Below are 23,480 nucleotides of genomic sequence, written 5' to 3' on the forward strand. Positions count from 1 at the left end.
CGGCTCGCCTACCTCCCGCGCGCCGTCCCTCGCGCCACGATCACCAGCGCCGCGGCCGCCATCGCAACGGCGATCGCCGCGCCGAGGCCGAACGTTACGGCGTCCGGCGCCACGATCGACTGCCCACGCAGTGCCTGCTGCGTCACAAGCGCGACGACGGCGAGGTAGCCGACCGTCACCGTGCCGATCAGCCGGGTGCGCGCGGCGATATCCCGCAACACCGGGACGCGTCGCGAGAGCAGCTCCATCGCAATGAGCGCGAGCGGAATCGCCTGGAGCGCGTGCATCCCGACGAAGTGCGGGATGCGCAGGTCGCCCGCGACCGTGCTCCAGCCGAGAACCGCAAGGCCGGGGCCGCCATCAGCGATGCCGACGGCGTGGGCGCCCGCGATGCCACCGAAGTCTGCGAGCTGGGCCGCGGTCGGCGAGGTCATGAGGTAGCCGAGCCCGAGCCCGACGAGCGAGATGAGCGCACCGCCGCGGATCGCGATGGTGCGCGCGCGGTCGCCAAGCTGATTGCGGAACAGCACAAGGCACGCCACCAGGGTCGCGACCCACAGCGCCGAGATCGACACGGCCATCAGCGACCACATGGCCGTCGCGAGCGGCGAGGTGACGTTGAAATGGCTCGTCGTTCCGGCCGCCGCGGCGCCGACGATAATCGCGAGCTCGACGACGAGGGCGACCACGATTACGGTGCCTGCGAGTTGGGCAAGGCGCCGCGAACGCTCGAGTTGCCCGATGAGCCACGACCAGGTGACCGCGTAGATCACCGTGGAGATCGCGAACTTGAGCGGCTTGTCCCAGAGGTTCGCCCCGAGCACCTCCCTGCCGTCGACGAATCGGGCCACAAGCGCGAATACCGCGAGCGCCGCCATGACGGCCGCGAGCCAGAGCAGTTGGCGATGCCAGCGGATGCGCGGCGGTGCCCCCAACAGGCGGTGGGCCGTACGGGCATCCGCAATCACTTCGGACACGGCGTGACTCCTCTTCGGTCGTCGCGCCCGGCGTCTGCAGCGCCCGGCGCGAGGGGGGTATGGCCCGGCGCCCCGGAGGGGACGACGGGGTACAGCTCGAAGGTGACGTGCTCCTGGGCGATGCGGCGCAGCGCGGCGAACATCGCGTCGCCGAGCACGGTGCCGGCGACGACGGTCTCGGCCATCGAGGCGACATCCGCCTGCCTGCCCACCGATCGGAGGTCCGCGCGTGCCACGACCTCCGCCGCCTCGGCGTACCCCTCGAGGAAGTCCGCGAGTTCGGGATGCCCGATCGCGCCGAAGGCGTCGACCACGTTGGCGGCGCCGACGAGCCCGGGGTTGCCCGCCGACACGTGCCAGCCGCGCGCGGCGACGAGCGAGCGAACGCGCCCGGTCGCCTCAGCGGAGGCGGGATCCGCGTAGAGGTCGGCCTGCGAGATCGCGCGCTGCGCCGTGCCGAACACCTGGGCGAGGGGAAGGTCGGGGGTGTCAACGGCGCCGAGTACGTCGCGTGCCGAGGCGACCGAGAGTCCACCGACATCGATGAGGGCTCGGATGAGCCGCAGCCGGCGTACGTGCTCCTCGCCATAGCGTGCCTGGTTCGGTCCCGTCGCCTCGCCGGGCGGAAGAAGCCCCTCGCGCTGGTAGTACTTGATCGTCGCCGTGGCGACGGCGCTTGTGGCGCTGAGCTCTGAGATCCGCATATGGATAGTATAACTATCGGATAGTGTTACTGTCCATAATCAGCTGTGCATGGGAACGCCGCTCGGCATCCGGGTGGCGTAGAGCGAGGTCGCGAGCAGCAGACCCGCCCCCACCGCGAAGGCCACCGGGTACGAGACCGTATCGGCGAGCAGGCCGGCCACGAGCGGGCCGATGATGGCACCGAGGTCGGCGAACATCGAGAACACGGCGACGGGCCTTCCGCCGCCAGGGCCGGATGCATCGCCGACGGCCGCCGCGGGAGCCGTGCCCATGAACGCGGCCGCGACCCCGTAGAGGCACAGCAGCGCGGTAAGCACCCAGATGTTCGGCGAAAACGGAACTGCGAGGATCGTCGCGGCCGCGACCGCGAACGCCCCGATGATGGCCGGGCGGCGACCGATGCTGTCGACGAAGCGGGCGGCCGGGGCGAGCGCGATCGTCTGGGCGACCGCGGCGAAGGCGAATGCGATTCCCGTGTAGACCGTCGGCTCCCGGAGCACCTCGACTACGAGCAGCGGTATGAGGGCTCCGCGCACGCCGAACGAGGTCCAGCCCTGGGAGAAGTTGGCGAGGCACGCGGCGCGGAACCTGGTGTCACGTACGACGGTGGCGAACGGCACGCGCGGCACGACGCCACCGGCGGCATCCGGCTGCTCGCGCACCCGCGGCGAGAGCATGAGGAAACCGACGAGGCCGGCGACCGCGAGCGTGCCGGCGTAGAAGAAGAACGGGGCTGCGAGAGAGATCGTCGCGAGCAGGCCGCCGAGGGCGGGGCCGGCCATTCCGCCGATCAGGAACCCGCCCTGATAGAAGCCGATCGAGCGGGCGCGCAGCGACGGGGCGGCGCCGAGCAGCAGCGTCATCGCCGACACACTGAACATCGCGGAGCCGACGCCGCCCGCTCCGCGCAGGAGCAGCAGCTGCGGGTAGTCCTGGGCGATGCCGACAAGGCCGCTCGAGACGGCGACGATGCCGATGCCGATCGTGAGAATCGTGCGCTCGCCGCCCCAGTCGATCATCCGGCCGACAAACGGACTGGCGACAAAGCGCATGAGTGCGAACGCCGAGATGATCGCTCCGACCTCGATGTAGCCCACGCCGAAGCTGCGTGCGTAGACCGGCAGCACAGGGATGACGACACCGAAGCCGACCATCACGAAGAACGCGATCACGCCGAGCACGTACGCGTCGCGGGAGAGGCGGGGCCGTGCCGCGGACGCTGGCGATCTCGTCCTCCGGAATCGCGCGAACCTCATTGGTTCAGGTTACGTCGGCCCGACGCGGCGGCCGACCGCTTCTCGGCGCGACGACGGCGCGAGTGTGTCGTTGTGTGACGGCGGCAGGTGAGATCGGGGAGGCGAAAATCTACACTCCAATACAACACCGGCAATCCCACGCAACGAACGGAGGTCATGATGTCTAGTCTCAAACCGAAGGTGCAGAACCCGATGCTGTGCGCCTCCACCGACGGTGCGGCCTGCTCCGCCCATGGCGCGGGCCACGCACTGTCGGCGATTCACAGCCGCCTCGCGTCGGCGACCCCGAGCAAGTGGCGCGACGGCGTCGCAGGGGTCACGACGATCGACGGCTGGATCCCGATCGAGCTGCTCGAGACGGATGCCGCAGTCGATCACACCGTCTGGGTCTGGAACCACAACCTCGACCTCGTCGCCCCGGGCGAACCCGTCGCGCTGCACTCGGTGTACACCGCGCTCGCTGTGGGGCAGGCGCGCTTCAACGTACTTATCGCCGCGTCACTCGGCTGAACGGAGCGCGCCAGCGAACTGACCGGCCCAGGATGAGGCCGCTCGCGCTGGAGCGTCAGCTCCCGGCCATCGACCCCATCATGGAGTCCATCATCTTCTGGCAGGCCATCGCGCACTGACGGCAGGCCTCGGCGCACATGCGGCAGTCGTCGCTCATGTCGGCGTGGGTCATGCACTCCTCGGCGCACGCACCGCACATCGTGATCATGGCCTGGAGCATCGCCATCATGCTCTCCTTGTGCATGCCGTTCGGGCGCATCATCATGCGCATCATCGTGTTGGTCATGTCGGCGGTGTTGGCGCAGCGGCCCATGCAGGTGGCCATCGACTCACCGGTCATCGAATTGGAGCACATCGTGCACGCCTGCTCGCAGGCCGAACACGCCTCCATGCACTCCTGCATCATCGCCATGTCCATGCCCATCATCGACATGTCTTTTTCGTGCATCTGCATCATCTGCATCGCTGAGTTCATGGTTGATCGATCTCCAGACGCGGACAGTGCCGAGCACCGGCCGATACCGGCGCCTGACGCGACACCCCGCTATGCCGGAATGCTACGCCTGAGGTCAGGGCGCTGTCAGTACCCGGTCACAGGATCGAGGGGAGGAGAGGCGAAGACCCCTCGGCGTTTCGTGACCACGACTCGTCGCCCACACGCAGCCGCCTCAGGGCTGGGTCGGAATAGCATCAGAGTGCCACCCGACTCAAGGAGACACCGTGCTGAAACTGGGCCTCAAAGCATCCGCCGAGCAATTTGCCCCCCGCGAGCTGGTCGAACTGGGGGTACTGGCCGAGCAGCACGGCCTCGACAGTGTCACCGTGAGCGACCACTTCCAGCCCTGGCGGCACAATGGCGGGCACGCCCCGTTCGCCCTCGCCTGGATGACCGCGGTCGGCGAACGCACCTCGCGCGTGCAGATCGGCACCTCGGTGATGACGCCGACATTCCGCTACAACCCGGCCGTGCTCGCCCAGGCCTTCGCCACGATGGCCTGCCTCTACCCCGACCGCATCTTGCTCGGTGTCGGCACCGGCGAGGCGCTCAACGAGATCGCGACGGGCTTCGACGGCCCGTGGCCCGAGTTCAAGGAGCGATTCGCCCGCCTGCGTGAGTCGGTCGACCTGATGCGCCAGCTCTGGACCGGTGAGCGAATCGACTTCGACGGCGAGTACTACAAGACCGTTGGGGCGACCCTCTACGACGTTCCGGATGCCCCGGTGCCCGTCTACATCGCCGCCGGCGGGCCGGTCGTGGCGCGCTACGCCGGGCGCGCGGGCGACGGCTTCATCTGCACTTCGGGCAAGGGCATGGAGCTCTACACCGAGAAGCTGCTGCCGGCGGTCGCCGAGGGCGCCGAGAAGGTCGGGCGCGACGCATCCGCCATCGACAGGATGATCGAGATCAAGATCTCCTACGACACCGACCACGCCACCGCGCTCGAGAACACCCGGTTCTGGGCGCCACTCTCACTCACCCCGGAGCAGAAGCACTCAATCGAGGACCCGCTGGAGATGGAGGCCGCCGCCGACGCCCTGCCCATCGAGCAGGTCGCCAAGCGCTGGATCGTGGCCACCGACCCCGACGAGGCCGTCGCGCTCATCAAGCCGTACCTCGACGCGGGCCTCAACCACCTCGTCTTCCACGCCCCCGGTCACGACCAGAAGAGGTTCCTCGAGCTGTTCGAGCGCGACCTCGCGCCGCGGCTGCGCGAGCTCTGACCCCCGCCTAACGGTAGGTCGGAGCTGCCGGCAGCCCGAAGAACTGCTCGAGAGTCTGCACCCCGGTGCGCTTCATGGTCCGGGAGAGCTCCTGGCCGACGTAGCGATAGTGCCACGGCTCGAACTCGTAGCCGGTGATGTGGGTCAGGCCCTGCGGATAGCGCAAGATGTACCCGAACCGGTGGGAATTCTGGGCAAGCCATCGGCCCTGGGTCGTCGACCCGAAACACTGCTCAATGATGCATGAGGAGCCGTAGCTGATGTCTGCCGCCAGCCCGGTCTGGTGCTCGCTGTGTCCCGGCCTCGCGCTCTTGAGCTCCGCGCCAGCCTGGCCGTACAGCCGGGTGTAGTACGCGTGACCCTCGGCCTGCGACGAGTACGAGCGGTACGCGCTCTGCAGGCGCAGCGTGCCTGCGCCTTCGGCTTTGGCCGCGGCGAACATCGCCGTGAGGGCGTTCGCCGCCTCGGACCTCAGCAGCGGGGAGTTCGCGTAGGACACAGGCGGGCGAACGAGGTCCGGTGGAACAAACCCCAACGGATTCAGCGGTCGGAGCTTGTTCACCACCACCGCGATGCTGCGCGGGTCGCTGATGGAACGTGCGTTTGTGATCGCGCAGTCGACGTTCAGCCCGTGGGCCGACACCACCGACAGCCCCCCGAGCGCCACGCGAGCCGCTGGCGCAAGGCGTGAGACGACCTTCGTGATCACGGTCGGTGTGCAGATCGATCGGGTGAGGAGAATCGGTGCGCCGTTCACGTGGGCAGCGGGCGCCCCGCTCAGCGCATCCGCGAATTCCGCTCCAGTCGCCAGCATCACCGCACCGGACTTGCCCGGCCACACCGCATTCGCCACGGCAGCAGAAGTTTCGTAGCGGTCTGCACCTGCCAAGCGAGCGACAGTCGCGCCGGGCACCACACCGCGAATTGTGGCCTCGACAGCGGCCGAGATGGCGGCCTGGCCTCCCAGCAGGTACACACGTACGGGCTTCAGGCGATCGAGCTCCACAGCTGTCGGGGCCGAGAGCGCGGCGGGGGCGCTGAGAAGCAGCGGGGCTCCCAGATGAGCTGCCGCAGCGCCGCCGGACAGGGAATCAGCAAAAGTTGCCCCCGAGGAGATGAACACGGTGTCGGCGGTCACCCACCCCTGTCGCGCGACCGCAGCGGCGGTGTGGTAGCGGTCGGGGCCAGAAACCCGCACGACCGAGCTTGCGTAGGCACCCAGTTGACGTTGCGAGTCGGCGCTGATCGCACCGGGTCCACCCAGGACATAGATCTTCGCCGGGCGCAGTCTCTTCAGTTCGCTCGCGACCTGCTGGGGTATTCCGTATGCGGTCAGGAGCAAGAGGGGCGCGTCCTCGCGCGCCGCTGCCGCACCGCCGGCGACCGCGTCCGCATAGTCGCGGCCGCTGGCGACGTAGACGGCGTCGACCGGCGCCGTGAACGATGCCCGTGAGATCGCGGCCGATGTCCCATATCGGTCGTCTCCGGCCAGCCTGGTCACGCCGCTTGGAGCGAGGGAGACCCCGGCGACGGCCGGGAGCGGCGCCAGGACGACTGACAGCAGGGCGAGCGCGGCGACTGCGATACGCCTGACTGACACTGGCATGAGACCTCCGGGACGGCGCGAACATCTGATTTGGAGCAGTACTCAGATCTTAGGGCGCGGCGGCACGCCGTGCTGGTGATCGACCCCCGGCATCACAGGCGGTTGCCGGTCAGCCTCTCGAACGAATGGTGTGAGCGATCTCCAAGCACCTCCCATGCCCAGGAACAAGGCGACGAGGAGGAGCCCTGAGGAGCGAAGAACCGTCACACCAGGACTCAGTTCCGAGAATGGCTTCATGCGCAGCACCATATCTGTGAAATTCCCGACTTTGATCGATGTTTCGGCATTCGAGAGGTGCAGCCGCGATTCAAAAAAGTTGGATCCGGCAGTGCAACTCTCCCGGTATAACGCAGCGAATAGCACTCCACAACGCGACTCCGACAGCGGTCAGCGGCGCCGCCGCTGATGATCCGCTGCCGGAGCCGACCTAGACCAGGATCGTGATCGGGTTCTCGATCCTCCGCACGAACGCCGCGAGCCACTGCGCCGCGAGCACACCGTCGAGCACGCGGTGGTCGGCCGAGAGCGTCACCGTCATGACCGTCCCCACCTCGATCGCCCCATCGACGACTACCGGAAGCTGCCGGGCAACGCCGACCGCGAGGATCGCCGCCTGCGGCGGGTTGATGATGGCCGAGAACTCGGTGACGCCGTACATGCCGAGATTGGAGACCGCGAAGCTGCCGCCCTCGAGCTCGTGCTGGCGGAGCTTCCCAGCCCGGGCACGCTCGGCAAGGTCGCCGATCGACCGACTGATCTCGCTGAGCGACAGCGTCTGCACGGAGCGCAGCACCGGCGTGACCAGACCCCCGTCGATGCCGACCGCGATCGACATGTCGACCGAGTCGTGTCGACGGATCGCTGCATCTCCCCAGGTCGCATTGGCCTCTGGCACGTCCTGGAACGCCGCCGCCGCCGCCTTGACCACAAAATCATTGAGCGAGACCTTGACGGAGCCCGCGCTGTTGACGGTCGCACGCAGGGCCATGAGCTTGTCGACCCGGCAGTCGGCCACGAGGTAGAAGTGCGGAACGGTCGACTTGCTCTCGGTGAGCCTGCGGGCGATCGCCCGGCGCATGGCGGTGTGGGGGATGTCGACGCCCCCGGACGCCGCGGGAGCGGCGTGAACTGCGACGGCCGGTGCGGGAGCTGCAGCGGCGGGAGCGGCAGCAACGGGAGCGGCTGCAGCAGCCACGGCCGGAGCAGCCTGAGCTGCCGGAGCAGCCGCGAGCCCCTCGATGTCGCGCCGCACGATCCGGCCGCCGGGGCCGGTTCCGCTTACGCGGGACAGGTCCAGCCCGCGTTCCTTGACGAGCCGACGAACCAGCGGGCTCGCGAAACGGCGTTCGCCGCCGCCCTGCGCGCCGCCGGCCTGCTCGTCATCGCCCTGCTCCTGGCTGCCATCGAGCTCGGTGGGGGCGGACGCGGGCGGGGACTCCCCCGCCTCAGGCGCGGTCTCGGGCTCGGGCGCCGCGGCGGCGACCGCCTCGCTCGGCACGGCGGCCGCAGCCGGAGCGGTCTCGTTCGACACCGGAGCCGCGGCTGGGCTGTCGCCCAACACGTCGTCGATGTTCTCGCCCTCGGCGCCGACGACCGCAATCGGGGTTCCGACGGCGACCGCCTCGCCCTCGGCGACGAGCAACCGCAGCACGGTGCCCTCGGTCTCGGCGGCATATTCGACGATCGCCTTCTCGGTCTCGACCTCGGCGAGAGGCACGCCGACCGTGATCGCCTGCCCCAGGCTGACGAGCCAGGTCTGGATTGCGGCATCCTCACTGCCCGCGAGCACCTCGGGCATCCGGATCAGGGTAGCCATCAGCGCTCTCCCATTCCACGGCGCACGCGCTCGAGGCCGGCGACGACCTCCTCGGTGCGGGCGATCGCGGCCCGCTCCAGAACGCGGGAGATGCTCGGCGAGGCCTCGCCCCCCGTCACTCGCTCGATCGGCTGGTCCAACCAGTCGAAGAAGCGTCGCTGGATCTCGTCCGCGAGCCAGCCGCCGTACGAGGTGCCGCGTGCTCCCTGTTCGACGATGAGAACGGCGTTGGTCTTGCGGATACTCTCGCCGATGGTGTCCCAGTCGAGCGAGGCCGCGTCGAGCCAGCGCAGGTCGATGACCTCGGCATCGATGCCGGTCTGCTCGACCGCCTCGAGGCTGTGACGCACCATCGACAGATAGCTGATGACCGTGACGTCGTTGCCGACGCGGCGGATGCCGGCCTTGCCGAAGGGCAGCTGGTAGTCGAGGTCGCCGGTCGGCACCTCGTCGGTCTGACCGTAGAGGTCGACGTGCTCGATCACGAGCACCGGGTCCTGCAGTGCAAGCGCCGCGTTCATCAGGCCGATGTAGTCGGCCGCCGTGGATGGGGCCACGATGCGCCAGCCCGGGCTCGTGGCGAAAATGCCGGCCGGGTCCATCAGGTGCTGGGAGCCGTAGCCGGAGCCCATCGCGACCTTCGTGCGCAGAACGAGGGGCACGGGGTTCACGCCGCCGAACATGTGGCGGGCCTTGCCGATCTGGTTGAACACCTGGTCGGCGGCGACCCAGAGGAAGTCGGGGTACATGAACTCGACGACGGGGCGGAAGCGGCCGTCGAGCGCCATGCCGCCGCCGAGGCCGGCGAACGCGTTCTCGCTGATCGGCGTGCCGAGCACGCGGTCGGGATAGCGCTTCGACAGTCCCTTCGTGGCGCCGTTCGTGCCGCCGCTCAACCGGTGGATGTCCTCGCCCATGAGCACGATCCGCTCGTCCTCGCCCATGCGGCGGTCCATGACCGAGGCCACCGCATCCACGAACTTCTTGCGCTCCACCTCGCCGTCGTAGTCCAGCGGATCGAGGGTGCGCGCCTCGGCAAGCTCACTCGTGTCGCCGCGCAGACCGACGTCGACGAAGTCGGTGTCGGGCCAGAGATCGGGGAGGATGCGGCGCTTGCCGGCCGAGTCCGGGTCGGCCTCGGTGAGCTGCGCGGCGGCATCCGCCATGGCGGCCAGCGCCTGGTCCCGAACGGATGCGACGCCCGCTTCGTCGATGAGCCCGAGGGCGATCATCTCCTTGGCCACCCGCTCGAGGGGGTCGCGGGCACGCCACGAGGCCTCCTCTTCCTTCGAGCGATAGCCGAACGCGCTTCCGGGGTAGGCGCCGTTCTGGTGGAAGAAGCGGTAGACCTCGAGCTCGACGACGGCGGGGCCGCCGCCCGTGCGCATCACCTCTCCGGCCTGTTGCATCGCGAGATGCACCGCGAGCGGGTCCATTCCGTCGACGCGCCAGGAGGGGATGCCGAAGCCGAGGCCGCGGCCGGACAGCCGGGGCTCACCGGTGGCCTCTGCCACCGTGGTCGACACGGCGTAGAGGTTGTTCTCGATCATGAAGGCGAACGGCAGCTTCCAGGCAGCGGCAAGATTCATCGTCTCGAGCACGGAGCCGATGTTGACGGCGCCGTCGCCGAAGTAGCTGAGCGTGATGTCGCTCGTGCCGGAGTGCTTCTGCGCCCAGGCATTGCCGGCGCCAAGCGGCACCCCGCCGCCGACGATCGCGTTGGTGCCGAGGGCGCCCGCCTCGAACCACTGCAGGTGCATCGAGCCGCCACGGCCGGCGCAATAGCCCTGGGCGAGGCCGAGGATCTCGGCGAGGGTGCGCTGCAGCACGGTCTGGATCGACTCGCTCACGAGGTTCGTCAGGTCGAGCTCGCCCGCGGAGACGTGGGTGATCGCCTTGGCGAGAAACTGGTGATGGCCTCGGTGGGAGCCGTTGATGGCGTCAGTCGAACTCAGGCCAACGATGGAGCCGACGGCGCCGCCCTCCTGGCCGATGCTCGAGTGCGCCGGTCCGTGCACGAGACCCTCGCCCGCGAGGTCGAGCACGGTCTCCTCGAAGGCACGGATGAGGTGGAGTTCGACGAGCATCGCCGCGAGAAGCTTCGGGTCGGCCGCCTTCCAGTCCGCGGGCGTGGTGGTGATCTGCACCCAGGGGGCCGCAGGATCCAATCGGCGCGTTTTCGGCATCGTTCCTCATTTCTCCATTGAAAATCGGTCGGCCCGTGTGTCACGGGGCGGGTCCACTGCCCACCATACTTCTTGATTGCATCCAATCACAACAGGAAATCTCAAACCCACGCCGTAATTTCTCGGTTCTCGCGTTATAGTGGATCCAATCAAGGAGGATTGGCATGGGAATTCCGGGCCTGCGCGGCACCGAGCACATCGGCTTCACCGTGCCCGACCTCGACGAGGCGGACGACTTCTTCGTCAGGGTGATCGGCTGTGACCGCATCTATACACTCGGTCCCTACCGCGACGACACAGGCACCTGGATGGCCGACCACCTGAACGTGCACCCGCGCACCATCATGCGTGAGCTGCGGTTCTACCGCTGCGGCACGGGCCCCAACTTCGAGATCTTCCAGTACGACGCTGCCGACGAGCAGCGATCCCAGCCTCGTAACAGCGACCTCGGTGGCCACCACCTCGGCTTTTACGTCGACGACCTGGACGTGGCGCTCGAGCACCTGCGCAGCAACAACGTGCGCATCCTGGGCGAGCCCACCTCGAGCTCCCGGTACAGCGAGGGCCAGCGCTGGGTCTACTTCCTGAGTCCGTGGGGGATGCAGTTCGAGCTCGTCTCCTTCCCGAACGGCAAGGCCTACGAGGAGGACGCGCCGGTGCTGCTGTGGCACCCGGTGCGGCCCGGCGAGTGAGGATTGCCTGATGAGCAAACCAGCCACCCGTGACGGCAACGCGAGCACCCGCATCGCCGACAGCATCCGAGCCAGCATCCTCGCCGGTGACTACCCGCCCGACACGAGGATCCGCCAGGAGGACGTCGCCGAGAGGTTCGGCGCGAGCAGGCTGCCGGTGCGTGAGGCCCTGCGCGTTCTCGAGTCCGACGGGCTCGTGCGCCTCGTCGCCAACACGGGCGCCTGGGTCAACCGGCTGACCCTTGCCGAATGCGAGGAGATCTACCAGACCCGCGAGCGCCTCGAGCCGCTACTGCTGCGCTATGCGATGCCCCACCTCGACGACGACCGGCTCGACCGCCTCGATGAGCTGGCCAGGGCGATGGAGGAGACGACCGAGGTCGAGGAGTTTCTACGGCTCGACCGCGAATTCCACCTCTCCTCGTACGAGCCGGGCAACACCCATATTCTCGGCGACCTCGTGCACCGGCTCTGGAACTCCACCCAGTACTACCGCCGCGCCTACACGATGCTCCTCGACGACAACCGTCGGCGGATCATGCACGATGAGCACCATCTGCTCACGACCGCTTTGCGTGAGGGTGACGCCGACGGCGCCGAGCGCGTCGTCGAGTCACACATCCGCCGCACCCGGCTCCAGCTCGCGCGGCATCCCGAGGTCTTCGACGTCCCCACGAGCCGAGAGGCACATTCCGAATGAAAGGCACCCCATGGCGATCGCGACCGTAAACCCCACCACAGGACTGACCGAGCAGGAGTTCGAGGCACACACCGCCGACGAGGTCGAGCACCGGATCGGCGAGGCGGATGCCGCCCACGCGGCCCTGCGCGCCACCGACTACCCCGAGCGGGCCGACTGGATGCGAGCCGCCGCCGAGCTGATCGAGGGCGACCTCGACGAGCTTGCGACGCTCCTGACGGTGGAGATGGGCAAGCCCATCGCACAGTCGAGGGCGGAGGTGCTCAAGTGTGCGAAGAACATGCGCTTCTATGCCGACCACGCCTCGGACTTCCTCGCCGACGAGCAGCTCGCCGACCCCGCGGCCGTCAACGCGAGCAGCGCCTGGACGAGGTACGACCCGCTCGGCGTCGTGCTCGCGGTGATGCCGTGGAACTACCCGCTCTGGCAGGTCATCCGCTTCGCCGCGCCCGCGCTCATGGCTGGCAACACGGGTCTGCTCAAGCACGCCTCGAACGTGCCGCAGACCGCGATCTATCTGGACACCCTGTTCGAGCGCGGCGGCTTCCCGACCGGCTCGTTCCGCACCCTTCTCATCGGCGCACGCGAGGTTGCCGCGGTGATCCAGGACCCTCGGGTCAAGGCGGTGACCCTCACCGGTTCCGAGCCCGCGGGGCGCTCGGTCGCCGCCGTCGCCGGCGAGCAGGTGAAGAAGGCCGTGCTCGAGCTCGGCGGATCCGACCCGTTCATCGTCATGCCCTCGGCAGACCTTGACGCGGCATCCAGCACCGCAGTGAAGGCGCGGGTGTCGAACAACGGTCAATCCTGCATCGCCGGCAAGCGGTTCATCGTGCACACCGACGTGTACGACGAGTTCGCCCGGCTGTTCGGCGAGAAGATGGCCGCGCTCACCGTCGGCGACCCGATGGACGAGGCCACCGACGTCGGCCCGCTCGCCACCGAGACCGGCCGCGACGAGATTGCGGAGCTCGTGGCGGATGCCGTGGCGAAGGGTGCCGAGGTCGTTACCGGCGGCCGGGCACCCGACCGCGCCGGCTGGTTCTACGAACCGACCGTGCTCGCCGGGCTCACGAGCGACATGCGCCTCGTGATGGAGGAGGCCTTCGGACCGGTCGCCACGCTGTACCGGGTCGCCGACCGTGACGAGGCAGTCGCGATCGCGAACCAGACGACCTTCGGCCTGAGCTCCTCGGTCTGGACCAGCGACGCCACTGAGGAGTCGTTCTTCGTGCGCGCGGTGGATGCCGGCGCCGTGTTCATCAACGGCATGACGGTGTCGTACCCCGAGCTGCCGTTCGGCGGCATCAAGGATTCCGGCTACGGACGCGAGCTCGCCGCGGCGGGCATCCAGGAGTTCTGCAACCTGAAGACGGTGTGGAAAGCCTGATCCGGCGGCGCTGAAGGCGGCACACAGAAGGGGCGGGCCCGCGGGCCCGCCCCTTCTGTGTGCACCGGCTCGGTCAGTAGAACTTCTGGTACGGGTTGGCGACGAAGAGCTCCTGGGCGGGGAACTTCGTGAGCACCTGCGCGCCGTTGTTCGTGATCACGACTTCCTCCTCAATCCGGGCGGCCGAGACGCCGTCGGAGGCTGGGCAGTAAGTCTCGAGTGCGAAGACCATTCCGGCCTTGATCTCGACCGGATGCTCGAGGCTGTTGAGCCTCGAGATGATCGGCCGCTCGTGCAGCCCGAGGCCGAGGCCGTGCCCAAACTGCAGGCCGAACGCCTCCATCTCGTTCGCGAAGCCCAGATCGGTCGCCTTCGGCCAGAGCAGCGCGACCTCGTCAGTGCCCACGCCGTCGGCGACCTTGTTGATTGCGGCGTCCATCCATTCCCGCGCCTTGGTGTACGCGTCGTGCTGGCTCGGGGTCGAGCTGCCGACCGAGAAGGTGCGGTAGTAGCAGGTACGGTACCCGTTGAAGGAGTGGATGATGTCGAAGAACGCCTGGTCTCCCGGTCGGATGAGGCGGTCGGAGAAGTTGTGCGGATGCGGGTTGCAGCGCTCGCCCGAGACCGCGTTGATCGCCTCGACCTGGTCCGATCCCATCTCGTAGAGCCGCTTGCTCGCAAGAGCGACGATCTCGTTCTCGCGGATGCCGGGGCGCAGCGCCTCGGAGATGTCCTGGTAGACACCGTCGACCATCGCCGCGGCCTGGCTGAGCAGCATGATCTCGTCGACCGACTTGATCGAGCGGGCATCGAGCATCGACTGTTGGATGTCGACGACCTTGAGCCCCTGAGCCTGCATCTCGAACAGGAACGCCGGCTCGACGATGTCCACACCGACGGGCTGGTCGGCGACGCCCGCATCCGTCAAGAGGCCCTTGATCACCTTCACGGCGTCGCGCATCAGGCCCGCCTCGGGGGCGACGGCACCGCGCAGGCCGAGCATTCCGGCGTGGCAGTGGTCCTGCTCGAGCCACGGCGAGAACATGCGGTGGTGCTTGGCAGCCGAGCCGAAGTCCCAGAGGTGGGGCTTGCCGTCCCTGGTGAGCAAGGCGTAGCGCGACATCTTGTCGCCGAGGGCGCCGCCGATCCAGGTCTGGGTCGTGTAGCGGATGTTGTAGAAGTCGAAGAGCAGGAAAGCCCCGCAGTCGCTCGCCTCGAGCGAGCGCATCGCCCGCCCCAGCCGGTAGTCGCGCAACCGGCCGAAGTCGACGCGCTGTTCGTAGTCGACCGACATGTGGCCGGGCGCCGGGATCATCCGGTTGTCGAAGTCCAGCGCTGGCGCCGTCGGCGGCGCGAGTTCGAAAGACATGGTCATGGTGCATCTCCTAGACGGTGGTGATTAGGACGGTGCCGGGTGGGCGCGTTCGGGCGCCCACCCGGGACCCTCAGGCTTGTGCTACCACTCGGCGGGGTAGTCGGCCGCGTTCTCCTTCGTCACCTCGGGGATCGGCATGAAGTAGTTGGCTTCGAGCGTGTTCCCTTCGATCGCCTCGACGATGTACTTGACGGCGTTCTCACCGTCCCAGACCGGAGACTGGAACAGGGTCGCGTACTGCTTGCCCGAGAGAACGTTGGGCTGGCCCAGTTCGGTGTTGCCCGTGCCGACGACCGGGATGGTGGTCGGGTCGATACCGCGGTTCTCCATGGCCTCGATCGCTCCTGCGGCCATCGTGTCGTCGACGGCGTAGATCGCGTCGATGTTCTCCTCGCCGAGGCTCGTGAACAGCTCTGACGTGACGGTCAGCGCCACATCCTTCGCCCAGTCGCCGGGCTGCTGGCCGATGACCTCGACGTTGGGGTAGCTCGACGCGAGCTCATCGCGGAAGCCCGCCTCGCGGTCGATGGCGGTGGAGTTGCCGGAAAGGCCCTGGATGATGATGATGCTTCCACCGGCGTCTCCGAGGACGTCGCCGATGAGCTTCGCTGCTCCGCGGCCGACCTCCTCGTTGGAGGGTCCGGTGTAGGTGCCGACAAGGTCCTTGTCCTCGGGCAGCACATCGGAGTTCGACGCGTTCACCGGGATCCCGGCGGCCTTGGCCGCCTCGAGGCACGGGCGGATGGTGTCGACGGCCGCCGGCCAGAGAATGATTCCGTCGGGCTTGGACGCGATCGCGACGGAGCACTCGTTCGCCTGCTTCGCGGCGTCGTACTCGGCATTCGTGATGGTGAGGTTGACCCCCATCTCATCGGCGGCCGCATTCATAGCCTTGAGGTAGTTGGTTCCGTAGGGCTGGTCATTGCCCTGGGGAAGGAGCGCGTAGACGTTGTAGCCGTCGGCGGATGCATCGCCAGCGTCGTCGGTGCCGCCGGTGCCGCCGGACGCGCACCCGCTGAGCGCGAGTCCGGCTACAGCGAACACACTCACGAGTACAGTGCGGGAGTTTCGCATTTCGTGCCTCTTTCTTTGTCGCTTCTGTGATTCGTCACCCGGGTGGTGACTGGGGTGCAGGGCTACGCCTGCTGGTTCGTTTTTCCTCGCACGAGCCCCTGGAGGCGCCTGGAGAGAGCACGAAGATTGTTGGGGTCGGTCGTGATGGCCACGAGCAGCACGATGCCGATGAGCACGTCCTGCACCTCGCGGTCCGCTCCGGCGAAGGTGAGCCCCACCTGCATGAGGCCGAGGGCGAAGGCGCCGATCAGGGTTCCGACGAGTGACCCTCGGCCGCCGTTGAGCAGGTTGCCGCCGATGATGACGGCGGCGAAACTCGCCAGTAGCACCGTGGACCCCGCCGTGGGATCCGCTGCGGTCAGCTCGAGCGTGTTGATGACGCCGGCGAGCGCCGCCACGAACCCGCACAGCATGAAGGAGGTGAACAGGCGCAGCTTGACCGGGATACCGGCATCAATTGCTGCCTGCCGGTTGCCGCCGACAGCGTAGAACTCGCGGCCTGCGCGCATCTTCGAGATGAAGAACTGCAGCATGACGAACAGCAGGATGAAGATGAGAACGCGTGGGGTGATCGGCCCGAGCAACTCCCGGCCGAAGACGAGCGCCGAGTCGATGTCCGTGATCCTCACCGGTCGCCCATCGCTCATCACGAACGCGAGTCCGCGGAGGGCGAAGAGCGTGCCGAGGGTCGCGATGAACGAGTTCACCCCGACCACCACGATCAGGAACGCGTTGAGAGCTCCTATCGCCACGCCCGTGACGAGGCCGGCGATGATGCCGAGGCCAAGATCGGGGATGGATGCGACGACCACGCCGGTGAGCGCGAGGGTGCTGCCGACGCTCAGGTCGAGTTCACCCTGAAGTACCACGAGGGTAAGTCCCAGCGCGACGAGGCCGACGAGCGCGACCCGGGCGAGGCTGACACCGTAGGCGTTGAAGACGATCGGCTGCTGCACGGCGATGACGCCGACCACGAGGATGAGCAGGATGACGGCCCTGCCCTCGGTGCGGCGGGCGACCGCGTTCTTCACCCGGTTCCAGGTGCCGGTCTGCGTTTCCTGCAGCTTCATGATGGTACTCATCGCTTTTCTGCCTTTCGTGCCAGGGCGTCCAGCGCCACCGCGAAGACGATGACGGCGCCGGTGACCAGTTGTTGCCAGGCGAAGGAGAACCCGGAGAGGACCAGGATGTTCGACAGCACGCTGATGAAGATGACGCCCAGGAAGGTGCGCAGGATGCTGCCGCGTCCACCGAACAGGCTGTTGCCACCGATGATCACGGCGGCGAGTGCCCGGAAGTCGAAGCCCTCGCTCATCGTCGCCACTGCGGTGTTGGAGTAGGCCGCGAGCACGAATCCGGCGATCATCGCGGCGATCGAGGTAAGCACGAAGGCGCCGACGACGACTCCACCGCTGTTCACCCCGGCGAGCCGCGTGGCCTGCTTGTTCGAGCCGTAGGAGCGGATCATGAACCCGAACTTGGTGCGCGAGAGCACGATGCTCGCGATGACGGCGACAACGATGAGCACAAAGGCGCTGAGCGGGAACGGTCCCACCCTGGCGTCGCCGAAGGCGTCAATCGGTCCGTTCTCCGGACCGTAATAGATGGTGCCGGTCGTGAGCAGGCTCAGGATGCCGGCGCCGATCCCGGTGGTGCCGAGGGTGACCACCACCGCGTTCGCCTTGAGGAAACCGACCGAGACGCCGTTCACCACGCCGTACAGCAGCGCGAAGAACAGGGCAATCGCCATCGCCCCGACCACCCCGTAGGTAGGACTCAGCGCCAGAAGGATCACGCCCGCGGTGGCGACCTGCGCGACGACCGAAAGGTCGATGTAGTTGGCGCTGATCACCACGAACGTCATGCCGATGGCGACGATTCCGATGGCCGAGGCTCGGTGGAACACGTCGATGATGTTCACCGAGCTGGCGAACCCGTTCACGAAGATAACCGAGAAGACCAGCAGGACCCCTGTGAAGATGAAGATGCCACGACTGGCGATCCACGTGATCACGCTGCCCTGCCGCTTCACGATTCCTTCGACGGGCGCACCGTTTGGGGGTGCCGCCTTCAGTTGCGTTCCGGACTCGGTCATGAGGAACTCGCCACCTTTTCTCCCGCGGCCAATGCCATGACCGACCGTTCGTTTGCTTCGTCGGGCGAGAGCGTGCCCATAATGCGTCCGTCTCTCACGACATGGATGACGTCGGACAGTTCGAGGAGCTCGGGAAGGTCGGAGCTGATCACCAGCACCGCGGTCCCTCCGTCGGCGAGCCCGCGCAGCAGCCGGTGGATCTCGGCCTTGGCGCCGACATCGACCCCGCGGGTGGGTTCGTCGAGCACGATGAGCTTCGGCTCACGGCCGAGCCACTTCGCGATCACGACCTTCTGCTGGTTGCCGCCGCTGTACTGGCCTGCGTCGCGCCCCACCTCGGGCGGCCTCAGTCCCACCTCGGCCGCAAGCCGGGTGGCAAACTCGGTGATCTTCCCGCGCTGAAGGAACCCTCCCTTCGAGAGGAAGGCACGGTTGGGCAGTGTGATGTTGTCGGCGACGCTCATCTCGAGCGCGAGCCCCTCGGTTCGGCGCTCTTCGGGGATGAACCCGATGCCGGCCCGCACCGCGCTCCCGTAGCCCTGGATATTCTTGGTCTGGCCGTCGACGGTGATCGTGGCCGTGCCGGCCGTTCGGGGGTCCACCCCGATGATCGCCCGCACGAGCTCGCTGCGTCCCGCCCCGACAAGTCCGCCTATGCCGACGATCTCCCCCGCGCGCACGTCGAGATCAATGCCGTTGACCCGGAACGCCCTGATGCCGCGAGCGGAGAGCACGACGGCCCCCGGGTTCGCGACGCGGCGGGTCTGCAGGTCGAGCTTGAGCTCCCGGCCGACCATCTTGTCGATCACCGCGTTCGGCGTGGTCTCGGCGATAATCAGGTTATCGACGACCTTACCGTCGCGCAGAATGGTCGCGCGTTCGCAAATACGGAAGACCTCGGGAATCCGGTGCGAGATGTAGATGATCGCGAGTCCCTTGGCTGCCAGTCGCTGCAGCATGTTGAGCAGGTAGTCGGTCTCGGCCGGGGTCAGGGTCGCGGTCGGTTCGTCGAGGATGAGCACCCGCGGGCTGCGGGCCACCGCTCTGGCAATCTCGACGAACTGGCGCAGCGCCACCGAGAGCCGGGAGACGCGCTCGTTGAGGTCGACCGAGACACCGATCTGGTCGAGAGCATCCTCGGCGATCTTCCGCTGGCGCGCGGAGTCGATCACGCCGAATTTCGTCGGGGTCGCCCCGAGAAGAATATTCTCGGCGACCGTCATCTCCGGGATGAGGCTGAGCTCCTGGTGCACGAGTGCGATCCCGGCCTCGAGGGAGGCCTTCGCCCCCGGCTCGAGCACCGCGCCATCGACGCTGACCCCGCCGTTGTCTGGGGTCAGGATGCCGGCGAGGATGCGCATCAGCGTGGACTTTCCTGCGCCGTTCTCCCCCACCACGGCATGGATCTCGCCCGCGCCGACGGAGATGCTGACGTGGTCGACGGCGACTGCGCCGCCGAACCGCTTCACGATATCGTGCGCCTCGATGACCGTCTTTCGAGTCGTACGAGTCTCTGGTGATGTACTCATGGTGCTGGGCTCCTTTGCCGCAGGTGAGACCGGACTGAGCGGGGGCTAGTGGAGTAGCTGCCCGCCGGTGACGTTCATCGATGCGCCCGTGATGTTGCGTGCCTTGTCCGACAGCAGGAAGGCGACGGCCTCGCCGATGTCATCCGGCTCCTGGGGGCGGCCGAGCGGAATCGGCGCGATCGCGCCCGCCCACGCCTCCTCCCGAGTGATGCCATCGGCCGCCGCAGCCTTGTCGAGCATCGGCTCCCAGAGCGGCGTGCGCACGACGCCGGGCAGAACTGCGTTCACCGTGATGTCGTAGGGGGCGAGCTCAACGGCGAGCGACTGGGTGAGACCCATCACACCGAATTTGCTCGCACAGTAGTGGCTGAACAGCGGGATGCCGCGGAGCCCCACGAAGGAGGCGTTCGAGACGATGCGTCCGGAGCGGCGTTCGATCATCTGGTCGACGACCGCCCTGGTGGTGTGGAAGACACCGTTGAGGTTCACATTGATGACGCGGTTCCACTCGTCCTCGTCCATCTCGTTGAACGGAACGCGGTTCGAAATGCCGGCGTTGTTCACGAGTCCATCGACCCGGCCGAAGCGCTTCGTCGCATCCGCCACGACACCGCGGCTGGAATCGCCGCTCGTGACGTCGTGCTGGAGGCCGAGGGCGAGTCCGCCGGCCGACGTGATCTCCGTCGCAATGGTCTCGGCGGCCTCGAGCCGAATGTCGGTGATGACGACCTGCGCGCCATGTTCGGCAACCACCTTCGCGATACCGGCTCCGATGCCGGAACCTCCCCCGGTCACGAGAATTACCTTGCCTGTGAGATCAGCCACGACTGTCAACCTCCATTGGTTGTGCGGAATGGGTTACACGTGCGGTGTAAACCTGTGGACCACACTAGCGGTTGGATCCAATGGAAAGCAAGACCTTTGTAATTCCCGAGAGAACACTGTCGGTCGACGGGCAGAACCTCGAGCGGCCGCGGCGTCAGAAGCCGGAATGCCGCTCAGCCGAGCTCGCCGCGACACTGGGAGCGACGGAGTCTGTTCTCTCGTCGAGAACGAACCAGACCGCCCTGACTGGCTCGGCCCCGCTGTTCCAAAAGCGATGCGGGATGCTCGAATCGAAGGCGATCGAGTCGCCGACCTGCATCTGTGCCTGGCTGAATCCCACCTGTGCATTGAGCGTTCCCGAGACGATGACGCCGTACTCGCGCCCGCCGTGGCGGATGAAGTCCTCCGGCGGCTGGGCCCCGGGCGCGGAGTCGTAGACCACCTCGATGAACTCGGCGCCGTCCTCGGCGCGCGGGGTGAGGCGCTCCCAGCGCGGGCCGGACTTGAGACGGATCGCCGGGCGGGCGTTGCCGCGCAGCACAATGCCCGCCTCGTCGAGCGGCGTGTTCTGCGCCGTCGCGACGGCCTCCTCGAGCGGCACGATCCGCTCACCGTCGGTCGTCACGGCCTCCTCGAAGAGGCTGTCCATCGAGATACCCAGCGCACTCACGACGTTGTAGAGCGCGCGAACGCTGAAGGCGGCCAGCCCCCGCTCGACCTGGGAGACGTGGCTCGCCGAGACGTCGATGCGGCGCCCGAGCTCGCGAATGCTCATGCCTGCGGCCTCCCGCGAGGCGCGGATGCGCTCCCCCACGGTGAGCCATTCGGACGCGGCTTCAGACTCGTTCACCGAATTCTCCCTCATCCTCGACCGATGCCGTGGGTCCGCCCGTCATCAGAGAACCCCGACAACACACCGAGTGTATCCCGACACAGAACAGCACGGGAGAGTTTGACGACGCCGTTGACTTCGACCCCGGCGGTGCGCGCCGGGCATTCGAATCGGCGCTGCTGCCGTGCGCGCTGCGAGCGACACCCCACCGCCGCTCCACCGCGGAGTACCCTGAGGGGATGCCCGAGCAGACGAAACAATCGATAGTCAACCGCTGGGTATTCTGGCCCGCCGCCGCGATCGTGACCGTGTTCGTCACGTTTGCCCTGGTTGCGCCCGGTGCCGCCGAGACGATGTTCGGGGCGATTCAGTCCGGCATCGTCAACACGTTCAACTGGTACTACGTCTTGATCTCGGCGTTCTTTGTGGCATTCAGCCTGTTTCTCGGTTTCAGCCGATTCGGCGATATCAAGCTCGGCCGGGACGACGACAAGCCCGAGTTCTCACTGCCGGCCTGGTTTTCGCTGCTCTTCGCAGCGGGCATGGGCATCGGTCTCGTGTTCTATGGGGTCAGCGAGCCGCTCAGCCACTTCGCGAACCCGCGACCGGGAGTGAGCGGCACGCCCTCCCAAATCGCCCAGCAGGCGCTGAGTCAGACCTACCTGCACTGGGGTGTGCACGCGTGGTCGATTTATGTGATCGTCGGGCTCGCGCTGGCCTACGCCATCCACCGCCGAAAGCGCCCCATCTCGATTCGCTGGGCGCTAGAGCCTCTGCTCGGCAAACGGGTGCAGGGCGGCTTGGGCAACACGATCGACGTGGTCGCCCTCGTGGGCACCCTGTTCGGCGTCGCGACATCGCTGGGCCTGGGTGTGCTGCAGATCAGCGCTGGCCTCGACGCCGCGAACCTGGTGGAGCCGGGTCAGGGCTCTCAGGTGATGATCATCGTGATTATCTCGTTCTTCGTGCTGCTCTCCGTGCTCTCCGGAGTGACAAAAGGCATGAAGTGGCTCTCGAGCATCAACCTCGCTCTCGCTGGCCTGCTCGTGTTGTACCTGATCGCCTTCGGGCCGACGACCTTCCTGTTGCGCGAGTTCGTGCAGTCCATCGGTGCCTACATTCAGAACTTCGTGAGCCTCTCCTTCAACGTGAATGCGTTCACCGGGGAGGCCGGTGAATCGTGGCAGGCATCCTGGACTTCGTTCTACTGGGGCTGGTGGATCTCGTGGGCCCCGTTCGTGGGCATCTTCATCGCGCGCATCTCGAAGGGGCGAACTGTTCGCCAGTTCGTAGCGGGCGTGATCCTCGTGCCGACGCTGATCGGCATCCTGTGGTTCAGCGTGCTCGGTGGAACGGCGCTGGCCCTCGAGCTGAGCGGCGAGGGCAGCCTCGTCGCTTCTGACGGGAGCATCGACGTTGCGGGGGCTCTGTTCGAGATGCTCGCCTACATTCCGGGCACGCCGGTACTCACGATCGGCGTGATCCTGCTCATCACGATCTTCTTCGTCACCTCGTCGGATTCCGGCGCACTCGTCATGGGCATGATCGCGACGGGCGGCCAGATCAACCCGAAGAAGCGCGTGCGCACGTTCTTCACGCTCATCACCGCGGCGCTCGCAATCTCCCTGCTGCTCTCGGGCGGCCTGCTGGCCTTGCAGACTGCGGCCATCATCATCGCGCTCCCCTTCAGCGTGGTGATGCTCCTCATCTGCTGGTCGACCTTCATCGCGTTCAGTCGCGAGCGCAGCGCCTACGACCGTGCGCGTCGGGCGCAGCTCGTCGACCACATCGGCGACTTCTACGGCCTTGAGGTAGAGGATCAGTCCGATCGAGGCATCCTCGACGCGACGCCGCGCTGGGCGCGGATGCTGCACCGCCTCGGCTTCCCGAAGCCGTCCCCGTACCCGTCCCCGGCAGTGGATGCGGCACCGACCGCTGATACGGCAGCCGACGGCCTCCACGGAGACTCCGGTCTGCCCCCGCACGCCTCAGAACGCGCGTTGCTTGCGGAGGGCGGAGAGCCGGACGGCGTATCCACCGACGATGTCGACGAGGTCGTCGACCGCGACCCTCTCTCCTCGCAGGATGTGCAGGAGGTGCCAGGGCGTGGCGGTCCGGTGGGCGGTGGCCCGGCCTAGCGATCCCGTTCGGGCCGCTCCGCCAGCCTGACGCGGCAGGAGTGCCTGCGGCTGC

General features: G+C 67.3%; 20 protein-coding genes. 6 read left to right on the forward strand and 14 right to left on the reverse strand.

All coding sequences use genetic code 11. The features are described 5' to 3' along the window. Positions 1–8 precede the first annotated feature (8 nt). The 3 genes from BHD05_RS14895 to BHD05_RS14905 are packed head-to-tail and all read right to left on the reverse strand — an operon-like array spanning position 9 to position 2,938. The gene (locus tag BHD05_RS14895; protein ID WP_202614237.1) at positions 9–977 is read right to left on the reverse strand and encodes a hypothetical protein; all 969 of its coding nucleotides are present in this window, start codon (positions 975–977) and stop codon (positions 9–11) included. Further along, positions 965–1,681, reverse strand: coding sequence for a MerR family transcriptional regulator (locus BHD05_RS14900; protein ID WP_161887124.1), 717 nt, complete (start codon positions 1,679–1,681; stop codon positions 965–967). Before BHD05_RS14900 ends, BHD05_RS14895 begins: the two co-directional genes overlap by 13 nt. Positions 1,682–1,720: 39 nt before the next feature. After that, positions 1,721–2,938 carry an MFS transporter gene (locus BHD05_RS14905; RefSeq protein WP_161887125.1) on the reverse strand — a complete coding sequence of 406 codons (1,218 nt, stop codon included), beginning with the start codon at positions 2,936–2,938 and terminating at the stop codon, positions 1,721–1,723. Between the two features lie 156 nt (positions 2,939–3,094). Between BHD05_RS14905 and BHD05_RS14910 the strand changes: the two genes are divergently transcribed. After that, the gene (locus tag BHD05_RS14910) at positions 3,095–3,448 is read left to right on the forward strand and encodes a hypothetical protein (RefSeq protein ID WP_161887126.1); all 354 of its coding nucleotides are present in this window, start codon (positions 3,095–3,097) and stop codon (positions 3,446–3,448) included. Positions 3,449–3,503: 55 nt separating this feature from the next. On the opposite strand, the gene BHD05_RS14915 is transcribed toward BHD05_RS14910, so the two are convergent. Continuing rightward, positions 3,504–3,923: a four-helix bundle copper-binding protein gene (locus BHD05_RS14915; RefSeq protein WP_202614238.1), complete on the reverse strand. Its 420-nt coding sequence runs from the start codon at positions 3,921–3,923 to the stop codon at positions 3,504–3,506. A 245-nt stretch (positions 3,924–4,168) separates the two neighbouring features. Between BHD05_RS14915 and fgd the strand changes: the two genes are divergently transcribed. Then, positions 4,169–5,170, forward strand: coding sequence for a glucose-6-phosphate dehydrogenase (coenzyme-F420) (fgd, locus tag BHD05_RS14920; protein ID WP_161887127.1), 1,002 nt, complete (start codon positions 4,169–4,171; stop codon positions 5,168–5,170). Positions 5,171–5,177: 7 nt separating this feature from the next. Here the strand turns inward: fgd and BHD05_RS14925 are convergent, their stop codons facing one another. The 3 genes from BHD05_RS14925 to BHD05_RS14935 form a co-directional block, all read right to left on the reverse strand. Further along, entirely contained in the window at positions 5,178–6,776 is a 1,599-nt protein-coding gene (locus BHD05_RS14925) for a cell wall-binding repeat-containing protein (RefSeq protein WP_161887128.1), read from the reverse strand. 427 nt (positions 6,777–7,203) lie between these two features. After that, the gene (locus BHD05_RS14930) at positions 7,204–8,592 is read right to left on the reverse strand and encodes a dihydrolipoamide acetyltransferase family protein (protein WP_161887129.1); all 1,389 of its coding nucleotides are present in this window, start codon (positions 8,590–8,592) and stop codon (positions 7,204–7,206) included. Next, a complete protein-coding gene (locus BHD05_RS14935; RefSeq protein WP_161887130.1) occupies positions 8,592–10,778 on the reverse strand; it encodes an alpha-ketoacid dehydrogenase subunit alpha/beta in 2,187 nt (728 codons plus the stop codon). The genes BHD05_RS14930 and BHD05_RS14935 overlap by 1 nt, the downstream gene beginning before the upstream one ends. Before the next feature lie 164 nt (positions 10,779–10,942). On the opposite strand from BHD05_RS14935, the gene BHD05_RS14940 reads away from it, so the two are divergent. From BHD05_RS14940 to BHD05_RS14950, 3 genes are read left to right on the forward strand one after another with little or no spacing between them, the layout of a single operon-like run. Then, positions 10,943–11,470 (forward strand): VOC family protein, encoded by a 528-nt coding sequence (locus BHD05_RS14940; protein ID WP_161887131.1) that lies wholly within the window; start codon positions 10,943–10,945, stop codon positions 11,468–11,470. A 10-nt stretch (positions 11,471–11,480) separates the two neighbouring features. Next, on the forward strand, positions 11,481–12,170 hold the full coding sequence (locus tag BHD05_RS14945; RefSeq protein WP_161887132.1) for a GntR family transcriptional regulator: 690 nt from the start codon (positions 11,481–11,483) through the stop codon (positions 12,168–12,170). Positions 12,171–12,180: 10 nt separating this feature from the next. Then, positions 12,181–13,557: an NADP-dependent succinic semialdehyde dehydrogenase gene (locus BHD05_RS14950; RefSeq protein WP_161887133.1), complete on the forward strand. Its 1,377-nt coding sequence runs from the start codon at positions 12,181–12,183 to the stop codon at positions 13,555–13,557. Positions 13,558–13,630: 73 nt separating this feature from the next. Here BHD05_RS14950 and BHD05_RS14955 read toward each other — a convergent pair whose 3' ends face one another. The 7 genes from BHD05_RS14955 to BHD05_RS14985 form a co-directional block, all read right to left on the reverse strand. Next, positions 13,631–14,932 (reverse strand): M24 family metallopeptidase, encoded by a 1,302-nt coding sequence (locus tag BHD05_RS14955; RefSeq protein WP_161887134.1) that lies wholly within the window; start codon positions 14,930–14,932, stop codon positions 13,631–13,633. 81 nt (positions 14,933–15,013) lie between these two features. After that, positions 15,014–16,006 carry a sugar ABC transporter substrate-binding protein gene (locus BHD05_RS14960; protein WP_161887135.1) on the reverse strand — a complete coding sequence of 331 codons (993 nt, stop codon included), beginning with the start codon at positions 16,004–16,006 and terminating at the stop codon, positions 15,014–15,016. A 62-nt stretch (positions 16,007–16,068) separates the two neighbouring features. After that, positions 16,069–17,088, reverse strand: coding sequence for an ABC transporter permease (locus BHD05_RS14965; protein WP_161887136.1), 1,020 nt, complete (start codon positions 17,086–17,088; stop codon positions 16,069–16,071). Beyond that, on the reverse strand, positions 17,085–18,101 hold the full coding sequence (locus BHD05_RS14970) for an ABC transporter permease (RefSeq protein ID WP_161887137.1): 1,017 nt from the start codon (positions 18,099–18,101) through the stop codon (positions 17,085–17,087). The genes BHD05_RS14965 and BHD05_RS14970 overlap by 4 nt, the downstream gene beginning before the upstream one ends. Beyond that, positions 18,098–19,630 (reverse strand): sugar ABC transporter ATP-binding protein, encoded by a 1,533-nt coding sequence (locus BHD05_RS14975; RefSeq protein ID WP_161887138.1) that lies wholly within the window; start codon positions 19,628–19,630, stop codon positions 18,098–18,100. The genes BHD05_RS14970 and BHD05_RS14975 overlap by 4 nt, the downstream gene beginning before the upstream one ends. A gap of 45 nt (positions 19,631–19,675) precedes the next feature. After that, positions 19,676–20,455, reverse strand: a complete 780-nt coding sequence (locus tag BHD05_RS14980) for an SDR family NAD(P)-dependent oxidoreductase (RefSeq protein ID WP_161887139.1) — start codon at positions 20,453–20,455, stop codon at positions 19,676–19,678. A 154-nt stretch (positions 20,456–20,609) separates the two neighbouring features. Continuing rightward, positions 20,610–21,305: a helix-turn-helix domain-containing protein gene (locus BHD05_RS14985; protein ID WP_236966569.1), complete on the reverse strand. Its 696-nt coding sequence runs from the start codon at positions 21,303–21,305 to the stop codon at positions 20,610–20,612. A 221-nt stretch (positions 21,306–21,526) separates the two neighbouring features. Between BHD05_RS14985 and BHD05_RS14990 the strand changes: the two genes are divergently transcribed. Further along, on the forward strand, positions 21,527–23,425 hold the full coding sequence (locus BHD05_RS14990; protein WP_161887141.1) for a BCCT family transporter: 1,899 nt from the start codon (positions 21,527–21,529) through the stop codon (positions 23,423–23,425). Positions 23,426–23,480 lie beyond the last annotated feature (55 nt).

Source organism: Marisediminicola antarctica (assembly GCF_009930795.1).
Lineage (GTDB): Bacteria > Actinomycetota > Actinomycetes > Actinomycetales > Microbacteriaceae > Marisediminicola > Marisediminicola antarctica.